Source organism: Ruegeria sp. P8 (assembly GCF_056534665.1).
This window is the reverse complement of the sequence record NZ_JBQERC010000011.1, coordinates 17,248-37,304: the sequence shown is the minus strand read 5'-3', so window position 1 is coordinate 37,304 and position 20,057 is coordinate 17,248. Positions and strand designations below refer to the sequence as shown.

Here is a 20,057-nt window from a genome sequence, read left to right as displayed (position 1 = left end):
TCCGTTGAAAGACCCCGTTGTCATAGCCCCAAATCTAAAACGCAGACTTTCGGGCGTAACAGCGACCATCGCAAGGCTGGTTCCTCTGCAGGCGCAATGGATCGACATCGCCGCCACCGGGCCAGGTCTGCCCGCCGACACGCCGCACATCCCGCTGGGTCGACTGCCCTTCCTGTCGCGTCGAAAAAGGCGGGTCTGGCACGCACGCCGCAACACCGAGATGTTGCTGGGGCTTATCCTGCGCGATGTATTCCGGTTAAAGCTCAAAATGCTGTTCACAAGCGCGTCCCAAAGGCCGCACACAGGCTATACCAAATGGCTGATCGGCAAAATGGATGCGGTCGTTGCAACCTCGCGCAAAACCGCAGGGTATCTTGAGCGAGACTCGCAGGTGGTGATGCATGGCATCAACCTGGAGGACTTCGTTCCGCCTTCAGACAAGGCCGCCGTCCGTGCTCGGCTGGGGCTGCCGGATGGGGTACTGTTAGGGTGTTACGGCCGTATTCGACACCAAAAAGGCACGGACGCCTTTGTCGACGCCATGATTGACGTGTGCGGACGGTTCGACACAGTGTCAGGCATCGTCATGGGCCGGGCAACCGAGAAACACACCGCTTTTCTGGCCGAACTGAAAGATAAAGTCACCAAAGCTGGCTTGTCTGATCGCATCCTTTTCAAGCCCGAGGTGACCGTAGACCAGATTGCTGAATGGTATCAGGCCCTGGACCTGTTTGTTGCGCCACAAAGGTGGGAGGGGTTTGGTTTGACCCCTCTCGAAGCGATGGCCTGCGGTGTTCCGGTCGTGGCCACAGATGTCGGCGCGTTTGCCGAGATTATTAATGATCCGTCCTTTGGCAAAGTGGTGACCCCCGATGACGTTCCCGCCTTGGTCGAGGCGATTGCCCAAATGCTGAAAAGTAATGATTCCCTGTCACAAGCAGGCCAGGCATCCCGCGCCCATGTCGAGCAGCATTTCGACATTCAGGGCGAAGCAAAGGCGCTGGTTGCGCTTTATGAACGACTTTTGAACGATTGAACCGCTTGAATTCGGCATCAGTCGTTGAAAACCCCGCTGATAGCCCTTTTTTCTTCGCTGCAACGCGGCTATGAACGCGCGTCCTTAACTTTGGAGACATGAAATGGGCTATCGCGTCGTAGTCGTCGGCGCCACGGGCAACGTGGGCCGCGAAATGCTGAACATTCTGGCTGAACGCCAGTTCCCGGTTGATGAACTTGCCGCCCTGGCAAGCCGTCGCTCGCTGGGTACCGAAGTAAGCTTTGGCGACAAGACCCTAACGACCAAAGATCTGGACACGTTCGATTTCACCGGCTGGGACATGGCGCTGTTTGCCGTGGGTTCCGAGGCGACCAAAGTCTACGCCCCCAAGGCGGCTGCGGCGGGTTGCGTGGTGATCGATAACTCGTCGCTCTATCGCTATGACCCGGACATTCCTCTGATCGTGCCGGAATGTAACCCGCAGGCGATCCACGACTACAAGAACAAGAACATCATCGCCAACCCCAACTGCTCGACCGCGCAGATGGTTGTCGCGCTGAAGCCGCTGCATGACCGCGCCAAGATCAAGCGCGTTGTTGTGTCGACCTATCAGTCGGTTTCGGGTGCCGGCAAGGAAGGTATGGATGAGCTTTGGGATCAGACCAAGGCCATCTACAACCCTACCACCGAAGTTGAGCCGAAAAAGTTCCAGAAGCAGATCGCCTTCAACGTCATTCCGCAAATCGACGTTTTCATGGAAGACGGCTCGACCAAGGAAGAGTGGAAGATGGTTGTCGAGACCAAGAAGATCGTCGACCCGTCGATCAAGGTTACGGCCACCTGCGTCCGCGTTCCCGTTTTCGTCGGCCATTCCGAGGCCGTGAACATCGAGTTCGAGGAATTTCTGGACGAAGACGAAGCCCGCGATATCCTGCGCGAAGCGCCCGGCATCATGGTGATCGACAAGCGCGAAGCCGGTGGCTACGTCTCGCCCATCGAATGCGCAGGCGACTTTGCCACATTCATCAGCCGCATCCGCCAGGATTCGACTATCGAAAACGGCCTGAACCTGTGGTGCGTCAGCGACAACCTGCGCAAGGGTGCCGCCCTGAACGCGGTTCAGATCGCCGAACTGCTGGGCCGGGAAGTCCTGAAAAAAGGCTGAGGGCTTTCAAAGCTGAAAACCCTTAAGGGTCGCCCTTTGCAGGCGGCCCTTTTTTGTGCTTGCAGTCGACCATCCGGGCTGCAACCCTTGCGGGAATATAACACCTGATTTCCGCGAGTGATTATGAGACCCCTGATTTACCTTCTGGCCCTTGCGCCCACCGTCCTGCATGCTGAAACATTTTTGATCGACACCAAAGTCAGTGAGGTCACGGTTTACCCCAGAGGAGCCGACATTATCCGCACAGGGGCCTACGAAATTCCTGCTGGCAACCATCGTTTGATCTTGCAGGGCATTCCCGCACGTGACGAAAATCAGTTGTTTTCAATTCAGGTTCTGACCGAAGGTCTGACACAAACCGCATTGCTGCGGCGCTTTGAAAACCTTCCGGTACAGGACCGCAAAAGCGAAGCTGTAATGCAGGCCGAGGATCGGATCGAAGCAATAGAAGATCAGATCACTGCTGTCACTGACAAGGCGAAAGCCACCCGTCTACGCGCCGAGGCTGCACGCCAATCCTTATTGTTTCTTGGTCAATTGGGACAGAATGAAGGTCTGCCTGCCGACCCAAACACGCTGCGTGAGATCACCCGCATGATTGCCGAGGAATCTCTGCGCGCCGAGCAAGAAGCCCAAACGGCTGAAATCGAAGCCCGAGATGTCGAGCGGCAACTGGAACAGCTGGAAGAAGATTTGTTGATTGCTCAAGCTGATCTGGCTGCACTGATCCCCGAAGCTGATGACCATGTTTTCGTTGCCGTCGACGTGACCGCCGAAACATCAACAAAAGGTGCTTTGACCGTGTCGTACATCGACTCCTATGCCGCAGAATGGTCGCCGGGATACGAGTTTCATTTGGCAACAGGCGACGCGCCCACAGTTCGGATCGACCGCAACCTCCTGATCACGCAGGACACCGGTGAAAACTGGCGCGATGTTACGATGCATGTGTCGACCATTGCCCCAACTGGACAGAACGCTGCATCATGGCTGCCTTCATTACGACATTGGATACGCGAAACACCGCCACCGCAACCAGAACAGGGAAATTTCGGGAAATTGGCAGAAGCGGTTGTCGAGGCACCTGTTGTGGTAGAAGAGACATCCATTGGCACGATATTGACCTCGTCAGTAGAAGGCACCGGCATCACTTACACTTTGCCAAATCTCATCTCGGTTTCCACTGGTTATGAGATTACCGAGGTCGCATTGGACGCAATCACCCAATCTGCCGAGGTTTTTGCGCTTGGCGTGCCCTGGCGCGATGACACGGCGTATCGGACCGCTCGGTTCACCAACCCAATGGATCAGAGGCTTCTGGAGTCTGCTGCCGCGCGGTGGTTTGTAGACGATATTCTTGTTGCTGCCGGAGGGTCGCAGGAAATTGGCCCTCGGGAAGAAATCGAGATGGGATTTGGTCCCATCCATGGTCTGACACTTTCGCGACAGATCCTGAACCGCAGCAGCGGTGACACCGGGATCATTTCGCGGTCCAATCAACGGATCGAACAGGCTGAAATCAGCATTGAAAACCTGACGGGCCAAACCTGGCCGCTGCGCCTTTTGGACCGGGTTCCATATTCCGAGCAGGACGATCTGGAAATCACGTGGAACGCCAATCCGCGCCCAAATGAAGAAAATGTGGACAACCAACGCGGAATTCTAGCTTGGGAAATGGATATTGCCCCCGATCAAAAGGCAAACATCACCTTGAACCTTGAACTGAACTGGCCAGAGGGGATGGACCTGAGGTAGCTTCCAAAGACGCTCGGATTTTGCCGTCTATTTCATCAGCCGCACCCATCAAGGCACCGACCGGACCCCAAGCATCGGCAGAGCGCTGACGGCAATCCAAATTACCGATCTGTTGACAAATTCAGGCGTGCTTGCCAGCTAATCACCGACCTGAACGTGACGGATGGGACAATACAGACAACAGGTGGTGCCCTGCACAGGGCATCAGGGGCAGAGCATGGGAAACTCGACCAAACGCAGAATTGGAAGATACCTGATCATGGGATGTACAGGCATTCTGGTTGGGCTTATCCTCATCGGGTTTACCGGGCAATTCCTGGCAGTCGGAGATTCCTTTGCGCTTTTCCGCCCGCAAGCTGGCGTTTTGCTTTTGCCGTGTGCCGCGATCCTGCTGTATATGCGCGCCAGATACCTTGCTTTGGTGACCCTGGCCTTTGCCGCCGTTGCTGTGGGATCAATCGCAACCAGTTTCGCCGCCCCGCCCAAGGACTGCGACGGTCCGTGTCTGACCCTGTATCAAAAGAACCTCATGAGCCGGGCGTGGCCCCGGTATTCGCTGGCCGACGACATCATTGCATCCGATGCTCAGATCGTGACGTTGCAGGAAGTCTCAAGTCACAACCGCGAATACATGAGCAACCTGTTCGAGCATTACCCCGAAAAGGTGATCTGTGAGTTTCGTCCCGAACAAAACGTTGCCATCCTGACAACTCTTCCGATTGTCGAAGGGTCCGGGTTCTGCCTGAAAGGCCACGGTCTTGTCGGATTGCAGGTCAAGGCCCCGGATGGGTCTTTGGTCTGGATCGTATCGATCCACCTGAAGTGGCCTTTTCCCTACGACCAATCAACCCAAAGCCGGATCATTGCAGAACGCATCGCAAAATTGGATGGCCCGGTTCTGATTGCCGGAGATTTCAACATGGTTCCCTGGGGTGCAAGCGTTCGGCGGATCGCAGCGGCAGCAGACAACCAGAGTTTTGGGGCCGTCCTGAATACTCATAATCTTGGCAGCTGGCACTTACCCTTGCCGATCGACAACCTTTTGTTCCCGAAAGGAACAACCGGAACGGTTGAGCTGCGCCCGTTCATGGGATCCGACCATTTCGGCAAATTCGCGCGGTTTCGTTTGGATTGATCCGCAAGTTCCCCGCCGCTTTGGCGGGCATACCAGATCGAATGTCGCAATCCCAAGAAGGGTCTAGGTGTTATTTTCGATCAGCGCTTTCAGATTATTCAACCCCCGCTCATAATCGCCACCAACCCATTTATCCATCATCACCCCCATCCAGCGGGACATGGGGTTGAGCCCCAGATCGGATTCAAACGTCATGTGTCGAGCATACGAAGTAACGGCTCTGAAACAGAAGCCGTATTCCGCATCATTTTTTCACTATGAACTGTCGTCAGACCGGAACGAATTTCTTCTGTATGGGGTCGAAACTCTCTAACCCGCCAGCGCCGATATCGGTCCACAACCCGTGCAGGCTCAGGGTGCCCTGTTCGACCGCTGACGAGATGAACGGGAACGTCATCAGGTTTTCAAGCGACGCAACAACCGACTGGCGTTCCAGCTGCCGGGCTTGTTCGAGGCTGTCTTCGATATCAGCGACAAGTTCGAATTTTGGTTTCAGAATGTCCATCCAGCGACCGACAAAGCTTTCCTTTGCGTCCAGTTGCGGCGCCTGACCCTTGCACATGTCGATACAGCCCTGAACACCACCGCATTGCGAATGGCCAAGAACCATCAGATGCGCAACCTTGAGAGAAGTGACGGCGTATTCGATTGCTGCGCTGGTACCGTGATGATCGCCGTCCGGCGCATAGGGTGGCACCAGATTGGCGATATTGCGGTGGATAAAGAAATCGCCCTGATCCGCACCGAACATCGAGGTCACATGGACCCGGCTGTCGCAGCAGGAAATCACCATCGCCCGGGGCCGCTGCCCTTCATCTGCCAGCCGCTTGAACCAGACCTGGTTTTCCGAATATGTGGTCGCTTTCCAGCCGTGATACCGCGTGACCAGATAGCTCGGCAAAGGTTTGGCAAATTCCATTACGGTGTCCCCGTTCTTGTCGCTGACCGATCCTCTAAACCGAATTCTAGGAAAATTCGAGCAATTATCCGATTTCTCTGCAAGGTTTTGCAAAGGAAATTGTCACCAGTATCAAACCTGCGCCGTGGGGGCGTCAGAAATAGGGTGAATGTGGTGGAAAAAATAATCACGCTTGAACACAAGGAATCCGTCCGTCTGGATTCGGATCAACTAAGTGGCCTTTACCGTCAACTTGGCGACAAGAACGCGCTGGATGTGCTGTGCCGCACCATCGAAGAACTGGCAGTGCGCCTGTCGAACTGCGAACGCTTTTGGCGTCAGCGCGAATGGGCCGAACTGCGCAAATGCGCAAGGTCCCTGGTCGCGATTTCCGAACAGGTTGGGATGACGGTTCTGGCCAGGGTTGCAGGGGACGTGGCGCAGGCCGTCGATGCCGGTGACGCGGTAGCCGCAGGTGCAACGCTGGGACGTCTGATCCGCGTTGGTGAGCGATCATTGACAGCCGTCTGGGATCAACAGGACCTTTCCGTCTGACAGGGGTTGCGGGCAGAATATGCGCGGCTAGTCTGTGCACAGAAACAATCTGCCGAGGCGCCCATGACACTGTCCTTCGCCCCATCCTCTGACCCTTCCGTACCGCTTCATGTGATCGCGCAGCCGGATTTGGACGGCTGGCTTCTGGATCAGCCCGAGCGCGTGCAGTCCTGGGTCGCAGCAAACGGGTTTTCCGGTGCGCTGGGGCAGGTCCTGCTTGTGCCAGCCACGAACGGCGCAATTGAATTCGCGCTGGCCGGTTACGGAACCGAAGAAAAACGTGTGCGCAAACGGTTCCCCCTTGCCGCGGCGGCCATGGCCCTGCCGGAAGGCACCTACGGCATTGCTTCGGGCATTCCTGCGGATTTATTGGAGATGGAGTGTCTTGGCTGGCTGATGACCGGCTATGCTTTTGATCGATACGCGTCCCAGACCGGAGGGTCAGCGGCATTGATTGCACCTGATGGCATTAACGCCACCCGTATCGAAGCCATGGCAAATGCCGAGGCTCTGACGCGCGATCTGGTCAACACGCCCACTTCGGACATGGGACCGGATCAGTTACAGCAAGCGGTCGAGGTTCTGGCGAATGAGTTCGGCGCGTCTTGCAAGGTGATCACCGGCCATGCGCTGCTGGATCAGAATTTTCCCATGATTCACACGGTAGGGCGGGCCGCGGCGCAGGCCCCCCGGCTGATCGAGCTGAACTGGGGCACTAGTGGCCCCAGACTGACACTGGTGGGCAAAGGTGTATGTTTCGATACCGGCGGGCTGAATTTGAAACCGGGCGCATCCATGGGCCTGATGAAAAAAGATATGGGTGGCGCGGCCAATGTGTTGGGACTGGCACGGACGATCATGGCGCTGGACCTTCCCCTGCAACTGCAGGTTCTGATCCCGGCCGTTGAAAACGCGGTATCAGGCAATGCCTTCCGCCCCGGTGATATCCTGACCTCACGCAAGGGTCTGACCGTTGAAATCAACAACACCGACGCCGAAGGGCGTCTGGTTCTGGCTGATGCGCTGACTTTGGCGGATGAAGGGAATCCCGATCTGGTGATCTCGATGGCAACGCTGACCGGAGCGGCGCGCGTGGCCGTGGGCCCTGATCTGGCCCCGTTTTACACCGACGACGAAAGCTGCGCGATGGCCTTGGCACAAGCGGCCAAAACGTCTGCCGATCCGGTCTGGAGAATGCCGTTTCACACACCCTACGAGGCGATGATCGAACCCGGCATTGCCGATCTGGACAATGCCCCCTCGGGCGGGTTTGCCGGGTCTATCACCGCCGCGCTGTTTCTGCGCCGGTTCGTAGGGTCCAGCCGCTATATCCATTTTGACATCTACGCGTGGCAACCCAGCAATGAACCCGGCCGCACAAAAGGCGGTCTGGGTCAGGGAACACGCGCTGTGCTGTCGGCATTACCGGAGGTATTGGGATTATGACGGATCACAGATTGCTCCCCTTCAACGGACGAGTAGCGCATTCATCGTTGAAAGGTCATATCGACGCTGACGATTTCACGGATGGTGAAACATATCGTATCCAATCGGTTGTGCGGGACGTTCTGGACAAACCCAATGGTAGCCGGCGGTGCCAAATGGTGTGTGGAGAAGTATTCATCATCTTGGAACGGACGCAGAACCACCTGTTCGGGTTTCGCGAAAAAGATGGCTATGTTGGGTGGGTGCGACAGGAAATAGAAAGACGGCCACTTCAGCCAACGCACCGCGTTTCCGTGCCTAGAGCAGTTTCATTGGAACACCCCGATGTGACTAAAAACGTGAATGAGCGGATACTGCCTTTTGGCGCTGGTGTTGAATACTGGCCGCGCCGCGATTCTGAACGCGAAAAAGCCATTCGTTCGACCGGGTGGGTTTGCGTGAAAGAAGAGGGCCACATTCCAACGCCGCGATACATTCGCGAAACACAACTGGTCGAAAAAGACTGGGTGGGTTCTGATCCTGCAGCCATAGCAGAACAGTTTCTTACCACCCCTTACATCTACGGTGGCGATACCGGGCTTGGACTTGACTGTTCGGGCCTGATTCAAATCGCTTTTCATTCTTGCGGATTACCCTGCCCTCGCGATAGCGACATGCAAGCAGAGTTCTTCAAGCCAATCTCAAGCCCCGAGCTTCGCCGGGGTGATCTGGTGTTTTGGAAAGGTCACGTAGGCATGATGCTGGATCAGGACACGCTTCTGCATGCAAACGCATATCACATGGCTGTTGCCAAAGAACCTTTGGAAGACGCTATTTCTCGTATCGGCCGAAAAGAGTTCGGGGCTGTAACAGGATATGGGCGACATCCTGCGTCTTAGGCTCTAATCCGGGTTTACGGCCCGGATGAGCTTGCGTTCCAGCACCCGCAGTACCGCGCGCAGATCATGGCCGCGTTTCAGGATGCGGCCATCCATACCTATGACTGAGTACATCCCCTGCCGGGACTTCAGGCGCGGGTGCTTTTCGACGCGGTAGATCGGGTGCTCAGCGGTGCGCCGGAAGATCGAGAATACCGCCATGTCGCGCAGGTTTGAGATACCATAGTCTCGCCACTCTCCAGCGGCGACCATCCGACCATAAACGGACAGGATTTGCGACATCTCATGCCGGTCAAAGGCCACGGGCATCTGCGCTGCGTTTGCCGATAACCGGTTGGGAGGCTGCATGTTCATACCGCCAGCCTTGCCGGAAATCATGTTTGAATCAAGCCTGATGCGCTGTTGCCCGGCTTTTACAACACAAGTGTTACCGCCGACCAACCTGACGGCAGATCAGGATTACCGGCAGCAGGCCGACCGCCAGAATGACCAGCGACGGCACGGCGGCACCCTCAAGCCTCTCATCCGAGGCAAGCCTGTACGCCTGTACGGCCAGTGTGTCGAAGTTGAACGGGCGCATGATCAGGGTGGCAGGCAATTCCTTCATCACGTCCACAAAGACGATCAACAGCGCGGTCAGCAGCGACGGTGTCAGAATGGGCAGGTGAACGCGCCGCAATGTTCCCAGCGGGGTTTGCCCCAACGACCGGGCCGCGGCATCCATATTGGCATGAACCGTGCTTTGACCCCCCTCATATGCGCTGAGCGCGGCGGCAAGGAATCGCACCATGTAAGCGGCGACCAGCAGCCAGATTGAACCGGTAACCAACAACCCCGTGGACACATCGAATGTCTTCCGCATCCAGGCATCCAGCGCGTTGTCAAAGCTGGCGAAAGGTACAATCAAACCGACTGCGATGACGCCACCGGGCACGGCATATCCCAGCCGCGCCATGTAGGCCGTCGCCGACGACGCGCGCCCGGGTCTCAGACGTTGAAAGAACCCGACACAGATCGCCGCAAAGACAGTGACGACCGCGGCCGTGCCAGCAAGGGTCAGCGAGTTCTGGATGAAACCGATATAGCGCCGCGACAGCAGGTTCTGTTCCGATTCCAAACCCATCTCGACCAGTATGATAACGGGCAACAGAAACCCGAAAATAACGGGTATCGTACATAACAGGAATGCCGCGACGGCGCGAAGACCGGTCAGGTGTTCCGCCGGTTGGGCAGCATGTTTCTTTCCGGCCTGATAGTATTTTGCCTTACCGCGCTGGGTGCGTTCGGCCACAGCCATGATCAGTGCAAAGACAAGCAGGCACCAGGCCAGCTGCGCCGCCGCCGCACGGTCGGCCATTGAAAACCAGCTGGTGTAAATCCCGGTCGCAAAGGTCTGCACACCGAAATAAGACACGGTTCCGAAATCGGCGATGGTTTCCATGATGGCCAGAAGCACACCACCGGCAATTGCCGGGCGCGCCATCGGCAGCGAGACGCGCCGAAACGCCAGCCATGGATTGTTGCCCAGCGCCCGAGCAGCCAGAAACGCCGAAGCACTTTGTTGCAGGAACGCAGCCCGCGCCAGCAGGTAGACATAAGGGTACAGCACCAGAATCAGCATCACCGCAGCGCCCCCGGTCGAACGGATTTCAGGGAACCAATAGTCGCGCGGCCCCCAACCCGTTACATCCCGCAAAGTGCTTTGAACGATACCCGGATGATCCAGAATAAAGGTGTACGCATAAGCAAGCACATATGCCGGAAAAGCCAAGGGCAAGACCAGCGCGATCTCAAGGATCCTGACACCGGGAAAGCGGGTCATCGTCACCAGCCAGGCAGCGCCCGTGCCGATACTGAACGTACCCGCCGCGACCAGCACCACAAGGATCAGGGTCGTCACAGTATAGCTGGGCAGCACCGTTTCCATCAGGTGCGAGATCGTATCTGTCCCGCCCGTCACTGCCGCCAGAACCACGGCCACCATGGGCAACAAGCATGCGGCAGCCACAAGATAAGCAACTGCGGCCAACAGCCGTGTGCCGCGTACACCGCGATTGCGTGATCCGTTTTCTGAATAGTCGATCTGGGCCATTATCCCGGCTTTTGATTGGCAAAGGCTTAGGGTACGCCTTTAATCGACCAAAATGCTCGGAAACACCAGTGCGTCGGTCAACAAATCTGCGGCACAAACTGCCGCAGACCTGTTATTCACCACTATTCGTAGACGCGCTGATCCTCGATCACCAACCCGTCTTTGGGCAGCGAGCCGGGGGCGACGACTTCGATTGCGCCTTTCAGTTTCAGCACTTCGGCCACCGATCTGGCATATGCCGTATCATCCCCGCCTGTGCTTTCGATCTGGACAGTCATCGAATCCATCTCGCCCTGACGGGTGGCGATGACACGAGCCTTGACGATTTCCTCATGCTTGTCGACCAAAGCGGCAACCTGTTCCGGACGCACGAACATACCTTTGATCTTGGTCGTCTGATCTGCACGCCCCATCCAACCTTTGATCCGGGTGTTCGTGCGACCGCAGGGGGAAATCCCCGGCATCACGGCGGAAAGGTCGCCTGTCGCAAAGCGGATCAGCGGGTAATCGGGGTTGAGAGAGGTCACCACGACCTCACCCACCTCACCCGGTGCCACCGGAGTTCCGGTTCCAGGTGTCACAATCTCGACAATCACGTGCTCGTCGATGATCATCCCGTCGATCGCGGCGCTTTCATAAGCAATATTGCCCAGATCCGCTGTCGCGTAACATTGCAGGCACGAGATACCCCGGTCGGCGTATTCCTGTCGCAGAGACGGGAACAAGGCCCCACCTCCAACGGCGGCTTTCGAGAAATGCAGTGAAACGCCCATCTCATCGGCTTTGTCCAGAATGACCTTCAGGTAATCCGGCGTTCCTGCATAGGCCGTACAGCCAACGTCGCGGGCGGCAGTCACCTGCAACTCGGTTTGTCCGGTTCCTGCGGGCAGAACAGCCGCGCCGACAGCCCGTGCGCCATTTTCAAAGATCATACCGGCTGGGGTTAGGTGATACCCAAAACAGTTCTGGACAATGTCCCCTGCGCCAACACCCGCGGCATTCAGGAAACGGCCCATGCGCCACCAGTCGTGATCAGTGCTGCCCGGCTCATAGATCGGTCCCGGCGACTGGAACACATGATGGAAATGCCGCGCCGGTTTCACTGTAAATCCACCAAACGGGGGGCGTTTGGCCTGTGCTCTGGTCAGGTCCGATTTCCGCAGAACCGGCAATGTTGGCAAATCTTCAACTGATTTTACCTTATTAGTGTCTGATTCTGACAGATGCGACGCAAATCCAGGGGCCGACATCGCGCGTTTGATCTGCTCCACTAGTGCCCTGGCCTGGTCCGAGGCGCGTTCGTCTGCCGAGCGTGTTTCGAGTGCGTCGAAATAGGTCATAGCCATATCCTCCATCCGCTCACAGCCACCTTTTGCGACGACGATAGGACCGCACATCGCGAAAGCTTTTGCGGCCTTCGTCGGACATGCCCAGGTAAAACTCTTTCACATCCGGGTTTTCGCGCAGGTCGGCTGCCGGGCCATCCATCACGACACGCCCGGATTCAAGAATGTAACCGTAATGTGCAAAGCGCAGGGCGACGTTGGTGTTCTGCTCTGCCAGCAGAAAGGACACGCCCTCTTTTTCGTTGAGGTCCTTCACGATACTGAAAATCTCTTCGACCAGCTGCGGAGCAAGACCCATTGAGGGTTCGTCCAGCAAAATCGTCTCGGGCCGCGACATCAAGGCCCGCCCCATGGCAACCATCTGTTGTTCCCCACCCGAAGTATAGCCTGCCTGCGACCGGCGGCGTTCCTTGAGCCGGGGAAAATATGCGTAAACCATCTCAAGATCCCGCTGGACCGCAGCCGCCCCGTCTTTGCGGGTGTAGGCGCCGGTCAGCAAGTTTTCTTCGACGGTCAGGTGCTCGAAACAGTGGCGGCCTTCCATCACCTGAATGACACCCTTTTCAACCAGATCGGCCGGATCGCTTTCATGCACGTTCTGGCCGCGATACTTGATCGAACCTTTGGTGACTTCTCCGCGTTCGGAATGCAGCAGGTTCGATACGGCCTTGAGCGTGGTTGTCTTGCCCGCACCATTGCCGCCCAGCAACGCTGTGATGCCGCCCTTTGGAACGCTCAGGCTGACGCCTTTCAACACGAGGATCACGTGGTTGTAGATCACCTCGATATTATTGACCTCAAGCAGGGTTTCCGCCTGCACGTCAGTGGTTTGTGCCGCATCCAGCATCAGCGCGTTTCCTCATGCCTGCCCGTTCCGGGGCTGTTCGTGAGGAGCGGCAGGTGACCCGCCGCTCCGGTTGTCTGAACGCCCCGGATCACATCCGTGGCGCAACATGCCTTACTCGCAACGTGGCGAGATGCTGTTTTCGGTTGCGTAGGCACCGGAATCTTCTTCGATCAACGCGCCGATAACTTCGGCATCTGTCGGTTTGAAGTCCTGTACCGGGTTCCAGGCACCAGTCGCCGCATCCCACTGAACAACACCGACAAGGCCGGGGCCGCCGTGGTTTTCGCAGGAAACCGAGAATTCAGGGCCGAACCCGGACATGCCAAGCGCTTCCATCTTGGCGTTGGTCATTTCCAGTGCTTCCATGCCGTCGCGCATCATCGACGCGTCGATATCAGCGGTTCCGTGCATCGCCTGCGCCGTTTTCACAGCCTCGGCTGCCAGCATGGCGGCATAAAGACCACGGTTGTACTGAACTGTACCCAGCTGATCGCCGGCACCTGCAGCCTTGCCCGAGTCAACGACGTACTTTTTCAGGTCGTCATAGACCGGATAGTCCATGCCAAGGCCGGTAAAGGTCAGCGCCTTGTAACCGGTCGCTTTTTCGCCAGCAGGCTGAACGTCGAATTCCGCGCCAGACCACCAGACACCAATGAAGTTTTCCATCGGGAAACGGATGTTGGCCGCTTCCTGAACCGCAACCTGGTTCATGACGCCCCAACCCCACATGATGACATAGTCAGGCTTTTCACGGCGAATTTGCAGCCATTGCGACTTCTGCTCCTGTCCTGGGTGATCAACCGGCAGCAAGGACAGCTCATACCCATGCTTTTCAGCCAGAGTTTCCAGCGTCCGGATCGGTTCCTTGCCGTAAGCAGAATTGTGATAGACCAGCGCAATCTTCTTGCCGCTCAGGTCACCGCCATTTTCATCCAGCAGATAGTTGATCGCACCGGACGCACCGTTCCAGTAGTTGGCCGGATAGTTGAACACGTGGCTGAACACTTTGCCGTTCGCAGCCGAGGTCCGGCCATACCCCATCGTGTGCAGAGGAATGCCGTCTGCGGTCACTTTGGGGATCAGCTGATAGGTGATACCGGTCGACAGCGGCTGATACACCAGCGCGCCTTCACCTTTGGTGGATTCATAGCATTCCACGCCTTTTTCGGTGTTATACCCGGTTTCGCATTCGATCACGTTTGCTGGTACACCGCCAATGCCACCGTCCCGCTCGTTCAGAAGAGTGAAATAGTCGGCGTAACCGTCCGCGAATGGAATACCACCGGCCGCATAGGGCCCGGTTCGATAGCTGAGCGACGGGAACACAAGATCCGCCATCGCAGGTCCTGCCGCCATCAGGGCGCTCAGCGCCACGGTTGCCAGTTTCTTGTTCATCGGGTGTCTCCTCCCTTGATTGATCCGATATTGAGTTCGGGCTTGATCACCCGTCTTTATGATTGGGCCAGCCCTCAGTGCGGGAACGGCCAGAGTCTGAGTTTCTCTTTCGCAACGCGCCACAACTGTGCCAGACCGTGGGGTTCCAGGATCAGGAACATGATGATCAGCGCGCCCACGATCACCAGCTGAAGATGGGCAACGATATCGGTCGGCCAACCCAGAAGATCGACGCCAACCAGTTTGAGCAGAACCGGCAGCAGCACGAGGAAGGCCGCCCCGGCAAAAGACCCGAAAATCGAGCCTAATCCGCCGATAATCACCATAAACAGCACCAGGAATGATTTCTGAATGCCGAATGCTTCGCCCACCTCGACCGCGCCAAGATAAACGGCAAAGAACAAGGCCCCTGCGATGCCCACAAAGAACGAGCTGACAGCGAAAGCGCTGATCTTGGCTTTCAACGGGTTCACCCCGATGATTTCGGCGGCGATATCCATGTCGCGGATCGCCATCCATGTCCGCCCGGTCGTGCCGCGGGTCAGGTTGCGCGCAATAATCGCGCTGAAGGTCAGGAAGATCAGGCAGAACAGGTAGGTCGCCCAGGCCGGGGCGTTCGGGCCCGAGATGATAATGCCGAACACGTCACGCTCGGGCGCGTTGATCTGACCCGAGGCCGAGTAGTTGTAAAACCACGGTACCCGGTTGAAGAGCCAGACCAGAAAGAACTGTGCCGCAAGCGTGGCCACCGCCAGATAGAACCCCTTGATCCGCAGGGAAGGCAGGCCGAACAAGACGCCTACAATCGCTGTGATACCACCAGCCAACAGGACATGAATGAACATGCTGACATCTGGAAATGCGGTCATCAACTTGTAGCAGGCATAAGCACCCACCGCCATGAAACCGCCTGTACCAAGGCTGACCTGCCCGCAATAGCCCACGAGTATGTTCAATCCGATCGCCGCGATGGCATAGATCAGAAAGGGCAGCAGCAGGGCGTTTGCCCAATAGTCGTTGATGATGAACGGAATGATCCCAAACGCCACCGCCAGAACGACATAGTACCGGTACCGGTCGAACTTGATCGGGAAAGTCTGGCTGTCATCCACGTAGGAGGTTTTGAAATCTCCGGCCTCACGATAGAACATCTGTTACTTTCCCCATTCTTCCTGCGCCCGGTTTCGGGTCGCGGCGTCCAGCTGGCTGGACCCTTTGGCATATCCGCTCGCCTCAGAGGCGCGCACGAGTTTCAGGTAGGCCAGAACACCCATGATCAGACCGGCAAAGGCCAGGATCGCGGCAATCGTCAGCTGACTGTCAGTCAGGTCATTCGAAGTCAGCGCGATATATCCAAAGGCCCAGAACCCCGCCCATGCGATCACATTGATGATGGCGATCAGCTTGGTCATGCGTTACACCCTCTCGATGATCTTCTCGCCGAACAGACCCTGCGGTCTAAACACCAGGAAGATCAGCGCCAGCACATAGGCGAACCAGTTTTCGGTCGCGCCGCCGACCAGCGGGCCAACCGAGAATTCGAACAGCTTCTCGCCCACACCGATGATCAGTCCGCCGACGATGGCACCGGGGATCGAGGTGAACCCGCCCAGCATCAACACCGGCAGCGCCTTGAGTGCGATCAGCGACAGCGAGAACTGCACGCCCGATTTGGTGCCCCACATGATCCCCGCGACCAGCGCCACGAACCCGGCCACCGACCAGACCATGACCCAGATGAAGTTGAGCGAGATCCCGACCGAAAGTGCCGCCTGATGGTCATCTGCCACAGCACGCATGGCCCGGCCCTGTTTTGTGTACTGGCTGAAGGCCACCAGCGCCGCCACCAGAAGCGCCGCAATTACGGTTGCCACGATGTCGAGGTTGTCGATGAAGAAGCCATAGCCGAAGATGTTAAAGGTGACCTCGTCGATCCACAGGTTGATGCCCTGCGGCAGACCCACATCCAGCGTCTTGATCTCGGATCCCCACATCAGGTCGGCCACACCTTCAAGGAAATAGGCCAGACCGATCGTGGCCATGAACAGGATGATCGGCTCCTGCCCAACCAGATGTCGCATGACAAAGCGCTGCACACACCAGGCCAGCAGAACCATCACACCCATTGTCAGGATGATCGCCAGCAGGGCGGGGATGTTCCAGCCGAAGTTATAGACATGAGTGCCGAAGGTCGCGTTGATCAAATGCGCGAAAGGCACCTGCCCGTTCATGATCCCGACCAGTGTCATCGCCGCAAACAGGGCCATAACCCCTTGCGCGTAATTGAAAATCCCGGATGCCTTGTAGATCAGCACAAAGCCCAGCGCGACCAGCGCATAAAGCACCCCGGCCATCAGACCGTTAAGGATGACCTCCGTGGCAAAGATTAACTGCTCAGGCATATGTGCCTCCCCGGATATCTGCTTTGGTCTCAGTCATGGCTGACCCCCAGATAGGCGTCGATGACTTCCTGATTGTTGCGCACCTCGTCGGGTGTACCGTCACCAATCTTTTTTCCGTAATCCATCACGACCACGCGGTCGCTCAGGTCCATCACCACGCCCATATCGTGTTCGATCAGGGCGATGGTGGTGCCGAATTCGTCATTCACATCGAGGATAAAGCGGCTCATGTCCTCTTTCTCTTCGACATTCATGCCCGCCATCGGTTCATCCAGCAGCAAGAGCTTTGGTTCTGCCGCCAGTGCGCGGGCCAGTTCGACGCGTTTTTTCAGGCCATAAGGCAGGCGCGCAACGGGCGTCTTGCGGATGTGCTGGATTTCAAGGAAATCGATGATTTTCTCAACCGCCTCACGGTTTTCAACCTCTTCCGCCTCGGCCTTACCCTTCCACCAGGCCTGCTGGAGGATGTTGGTCCGCATGAAATTCAAGCGCCCGGTCATGACGTTGTCCAAAACGCTCATCCCTTCGAACAGGGCGATGTTCTGGAACGTCCGCGCGATCCCCTGCTGCGCCACCTCAAAGGGCCGCATCGCTGGGCGTTTTGATCCGTGGAACCAGACCTCGCCTTCCTGCGGGACATAGAACCCCGAGATAACGTTCAGCATGGATGATTTTCCGGCCCCGTTCGGCCCGATGATGGCGCGAATCTCACCCTCGCGAATATCGAACGAGATATCCTTGATCGCCACGACGCCGCCAAAGCGCAGGGTGATGTTCTTCATTTCCATCACCACGCCGCCGATCTTGCGACCGTCTTCGGTGACATATCCTTCGGCGTTATCCAGCATCAGTCACTCCCTGACTTGCGCATAAACGGGATGGCGGGCGTGGCGATGGCCGCAGGTCTAGCGGTGCAATGGCGGCCCTCATTCCGCTGCCACCTTGTGCTGCGCACCCGGTACCACCGGCGCATCCACGATTTTCAGCGTCGCGCTGATCGATCCCTTGCGCCCATCTTCATAGGTCACTTCGGTCGTGGTCGACACGCTTTCGGACCCGTCATAAAGCGCTGCAATGATGTCGTGGAACTTCTCTTCGACAAACCCACGCCGCACTTTCCGGGTGCGCGTCATCTCACCATCATCAGCGTCCAGTTCCTTGTGCAGAACGACAAAGCGATGCACCTGGCAACCGGACAGCATTTCATCAGCTGCTACCGATTTGTTGACCTCTTCCACATGCGCCCTGATCGTCTCTAACACACGCGGATGGCCTGCCAGTTCCTGATAGGAGGCGTAAGCCACGTTGTTGCGTTCCGCCCAGTTGCCGACCGCTGTCAGGTCGATATTGATAAAGGCCACGCAGCGATCCTTGCCGTTTCCGAACAGAACGACCTCGAGAATATCGGGATAGAATTTCAGCTTGTTCTCGACATATTTCGGCGCGAACATGGACCCGTCGGCCATTTTGCCCACGTCCTTGGCGCGGTCGATGATCCGCAGATGGCCGCTGCTTTCCTCGATGAACCCGGCATCACCCGTTGCCACCCAGCCTTCGGCATCTTTGGTCGATGCCGTGGAATCCGGGTTGTTGTAATATTCGACAAACACGCCGGGCGAGCGGTAGTGGATCTCGCCCTTGTCGTCGATCCTGATCTCGACATCCGGCGCGGGCACGCCAACCGTATCGGCCCGAACCTCGCCATCCGGCTGTACGGTGATGAACACGGTTGCTTCGGTCTGGCCATAAAGCTGTTTCAGGTTGATGCCCAAAGATCGATAGAAATCAAAGATTTCCGGTCCGATCGCTTCACCCGCTGTATAACCAACCCGGAACCGGCCATAGCCCAGCGTATCCTTGAGCGGCCCGTAGACCAGCAGGTTACCCAGCGCGTATTTCATCCGGTCGCCAAAGCCGACGGGTTTGCCATCCAGCAACTTGCCACCCACTTTTTTGGCATGCGCCATGAAGTGATGGAACATGCGTTGCTTCAGCTTGCTCGCATCCTCCATCCGGATCATTACATTGGTCAGCTGGCTTTCAAACACGCGCGGCGGGGCGAAGAAATAGGTCGGCCCGATTTCGCGCAGATCGGTCATCATCGTGTCGGCGCTTTCCGGGCAGTTCACGCAGAACCCGCACCAATAGGCCTGACCGATGGAAAAGATGAAATCCCCAACCCATGCCATTGGTAGGTAGGAGAGGATATCTTCATCGCGGGTCAGATGGTCGAAGATCGCTGAATTTTTGGCGCTTTCGATCACGTTGCGGTTCGACAGAACCACCCCCTTGGGCTTGCCCGTTGTGCCCGAGGTATAAAGCATGACGCAGGTGTCGTTATAGGTGATCTCAGTGATGCGCTTGTCCAGCTCTGCATCAAACCGCTGATGTCCTGCCTGACCTTCGGCCATGAGGTCTTCCAGCGCGTTCATCTGGCTGTGGTCGTATTTCCGCATCCCTCGCTTGTCGGTATAGAGGATGTGCTTGATCTGGTGCACTTTTTCCTGAATTTCGATGACCTTGTCGACCTGTTCCTGATCACCGCAGACGACGTATTTCGCGCCGCAATGCTCCATCACATAGGTCATCTCTTCGGCGACTGCGTCCTGATACAGAGGCACCGGAATTGCACCGACCATCTGTGCCGCGACCATGGTCCAGTAATGCGCTGGCCGGTTGCGACCGATCACGGCAATGTGGTCACCGCGCTCAACGCCAATTTCAAGAAATCCAAGGGCGAGCGCGCGAATTTCCTTGGCCGCTTTAGCCCAGGTCCAGCATTGCCAGATCCCAAATTCTTTTTCCCGATAGGCCGGGGCATCCCCGAACTGGGTCGCGTTGCGATGTAGAAGCGCCGGAAGGGAGTGCAACCCTTCGGCGCCCGACTGCGTCTGAGCCAATCTTTTTCTCCTCCCCATCCGGCCTCCTCAAAGCCGGAAATGGCGGATCCGGGAAAGCCCCCGGATGCCAGTGCCCCGATTTGGGACACCCGCACGATCAGCGTCAACTTTTTCCTGATGTTTTCTCAATTCTTACGAATTGTAACAGGTGCAGAGGGGTGATGTTACGTTTTGTACAAGATGTACAAATGCAGACTGTCACGAGGAACCCGATAGTCCCAAGCTATTGCCATACCAAACAGGTCC

19 protein-coding genes and 1 pseudogene are annotated in these 20,057 nt (G+C 57.0%); 8 read left to right on the top strand and 12 right to left on the bottom strand.

The annotated features are described in order from the left end of the window. The first annotated feature begins 4 nt into the window (after positions 1-4). The 4 genes from ACR0BZ_RS13445 to ACR0BZ_RS13430 all read left to right on the top strand — a co-directional run bounded on the left by ACR0BZ_RS13445 (position 5) and on the right by ACR0BZ_RS13430 (position 5,052). On the top strand, positions 5-1,036 hold the full coding sequence (locus ACR0BZ_RS13445) for a glycosyltransferase family 4 protein (protein ID WP_480920458.1): 1,032 nt from the start codon (positions 5-7) through the stop codon (positions 1,034-1,036). A gap of 103 nt (positions 1,037-1,139) precedes the next feature. Then, entirely contained in the window at positions 1,140-2,162 is a 1,023-nt protein-coding gene (locus ACR0BZ_RS13440) for an aspartate-semialdehyde dehydrogenase (RefSeq protein ID WP_209598943.1), read from the top strand. 123 nt (positions 2,163-2,285) lie between these two features. Further along, positions 2,286-3,917 (top strand): DUF4139 domain-containing protein, encoded by a 1,632-nt coding sequence (locus tag ACR0BZ_RS13435; RefSeq protein WP_480920457.1) that lies wholly within the window; start codon positions 2,286-2,288, stop codon positions 3,915-3,917. Between the two features lie 163 nt (positions 3,918-4,080). Then, a complete protein-coding gene (locus ACR0BZ_RS13430; RefSeq protein WP_480920456.1) occupies positions 4,081-5,052 on the top strand; it encodes an endonuclease/exonuclease/phosphatase family protein in 972 nt (323 codons plus the stop codon). A gap of 63 nt (positions 5,053-5,115) precedes the next feature. Here ACR0BZ_RS13430 and ACR0BZ_RS13425 read toward each other — a convergent pair whose 3' ends face one another. Then, on the bottom strand, positions 5,116-5,247 hold the full coding sequence (locus ACR0BZ_RS13425) for a hypothetical protein (RefSeq protein WP_480920455.1): 132 nt from the start codon (positions 5,245-5,247) through the stop codon (positions 5,116-5,118). A 73-nt stretch (positions 5,248-5,320) separates the two neighbouring features. Then, positions 5,321-5,971 (bottom strand): carbonic anhydrase, encoded by a 651-nt coding sequence (locus ACR0BZ_RS13420; RefSeq protein ID WP_267363919.1) that lies wholly within the window; start codon positions 5,969-5,971, stop codon positions 5,321-5,323. 144 nt (positions 5,972-6,115) lie between these two features. Here ACR0BZ_RS13420 and ACR0BZ_RS13415 point away from each other — a divergent pair, with 144 nt between their 5' ends. The 4 genes and pseudogenes from ACR0BZ_RS13415 to ACR0BZ_RS13400 all read left to right on the top strand — a co-directional run bounded on the left by ACR0BZ_RS13415 (position 6,116) and on the right by ACR0BZ_RS13400 (position 8,829). Beyond that, positions 6,116-6,505, top strand: a complete 390-nt coding sequence (locus ACR0BZ_RS13415; RefSeq protein WP_267363938.1) for a hypothetical protein — start codon at positions 6,116-6,118, stop codon at positions 6,503-6,505. A gap of 63 nt (positions 6,506-6,568) precedes the next feature. Then, complete coding sequence (locus ACR0BZ_RS13410; protein ID WP_480920454.1) at positions 6,569-7,951, top strand: leucyl aminopeptidase family protein; 1,383 nt, start codon at positions 6,569-6,571, stop codon at positions 7,949-7,951. After that, positions 7,948-8,190: pseudogene (locus ACR0BZ_RS13405) on the top strand (hypothetical protein); the annotation flags it as partial. The gene ACR0BZ_RS13410 and the pseudogene ACR0BZ_RS13405, both read left to right, overlap by 4 nt. A 54-nt stretch (positions 8,191-8,244) precedes the next feature. Further along, positions 8,245-8,829 (top strand): C40 family peptidase, encoded by a 585-nt coding sequence (locus tag ACR0BZ_RS13400; protein ID WP_480920502.1) that lies wholly within the window; start codon positions 8,245-8,247, stop codon positions 8,827-8,829. Between the two features lie 3 nt (positions 8,830-8,832). On the opposite strand, the gene ACR0BZ_RS13395 is transcribed toward ACR0BZ_RS13400, so the two are convergent. The 10 genes from ACR0BZ_RS13395 to ACR0BZ_RS13350 all read right to left on the bottom strand — a co-directional run bounded on the left by ACR0BZ_RS13395 (position 8,833) and on the right by ACR0BZ_RS13350 (position 19,829). Beyond that, entirely contained in the window at positions 8,833-9,183 is a 351-nt protein-coding gene (locus ACR0BZ_RS13395; RefSeq protein WP_480920453.1) for a DUF2794 domain-containing protein, read from the bottom strand. A gap of 73 nt (positions 9,184-9,256) precedes the next feature. Continuing rightward, the gene (locus ACR0BZ_RS13390) at positions 9,257-10,921 is read right to left on the bottom strand and encodes an ABC transporter permease (protein WP_480920452.1); all 1,665 of its coding nucleotides are present in this window, start codon (positions 10,919-10,921) and stop codon (positions 9,257-9,259) included. 122 nt (positions 10,922-11,043) lie between these two features. Next, positions 11,044-12,261 (bottom strand): phenylacetate--CoA ligase family protein, encoded by a 1,218-nt coding sequence (locus ACR0BZ_RS13385; RefSeq protein ID WP_480482433.1) that lies wholly within the window; start codon positions 12,259-12,261, stop codon positions 11,044-11,046. Between the two features lie 19 nt (positions 12,262-12,280). After that, positions 12,281-13,114, bottom strand: a complete 834-nt coding sequence (locus ACR0BZ_RS13380; protein ID WP_480482435.1) for an ABC transporter ATP-binding protein — start codon at positions 13,112-13,114, stop codon at positions 12,281-12,283. A 111-nt stretch (positions 13,115-13,225) separates the two neighbouring features. Beyond that, positions 13,226-14,509 (bottom strand): ABC transporter substrate-binding protein, encoded by a 1,284-nt coding sequence (locus ACR0BZ_RS13375; protein ID WP_267363927.1) that lies wholly within the window; start codon positions 14,507-14,509, stop codon positions 13,226-13,228. Between the two features lie 74 nt (positions 14,510-14,583). Beyond that, entirely contained in the window at positions 14,584-15,660 is a 1,077-nt protein-coding gene (locus tag ACR0BZ_RS13370; protein WP_480482437.1) for a branched-chain amino acid ABC transporter permease, read from the bottom strand. 3 nt (positions 15,661-15,663) lie between these two features. Continuing rightward, positions 15,664-15,921: a hypothetical protein gene (locus ACR0BZ_RS13365; RefSeq protein ID WP_209506939.1), complete on the bottom strand. Its 258-nt coding sequence runs from the start codon at positions 15,919-15,921 to the stop codon at positions 15,664-15,666. A gap of 3 nt (positions 15,922-15,924) precedes the next feature. After that, on the bottom strand, positions 15,925-16,911 hold the full coding sequence (locus ACR0BZ_RS13360) for a branched-chain amino acid ABC transporter permease (protein WP_267363929.1): 987 nt from the start codon (positions 16,909-16,911) through the stop codon (positions 15,925-15,927). Between the two features lie 29 nt (positions 16,912-16,940). Beyond that, on the bottom strand, positions 16,941-17,759 hold the full coding sequence (locus tag ACR0BZ_RS13355) for an ABC transporter ATP-binding protein (RefSeq protein ID WP_480559234.1): 819 nt from the start codon (positions 17,757-17,759) through the stop codon (positions 16,941-16,943). Between the two features lie 78 nt (positions 17,760-17,837). Continuing rightward, positions 17,838-19,829: an AMP-binding protein gene (locus ACR0BZ_RS13350; RefSeq protein WP_480920451.1), complete on the bottom strand. Its 1,992-nt coding sequence runs from the start codon at positions 19,827-19,829 to the stop codon at positions 17,838-17,840. Positions 19,830-20,057: the final 228 nt, after the last annotated feature.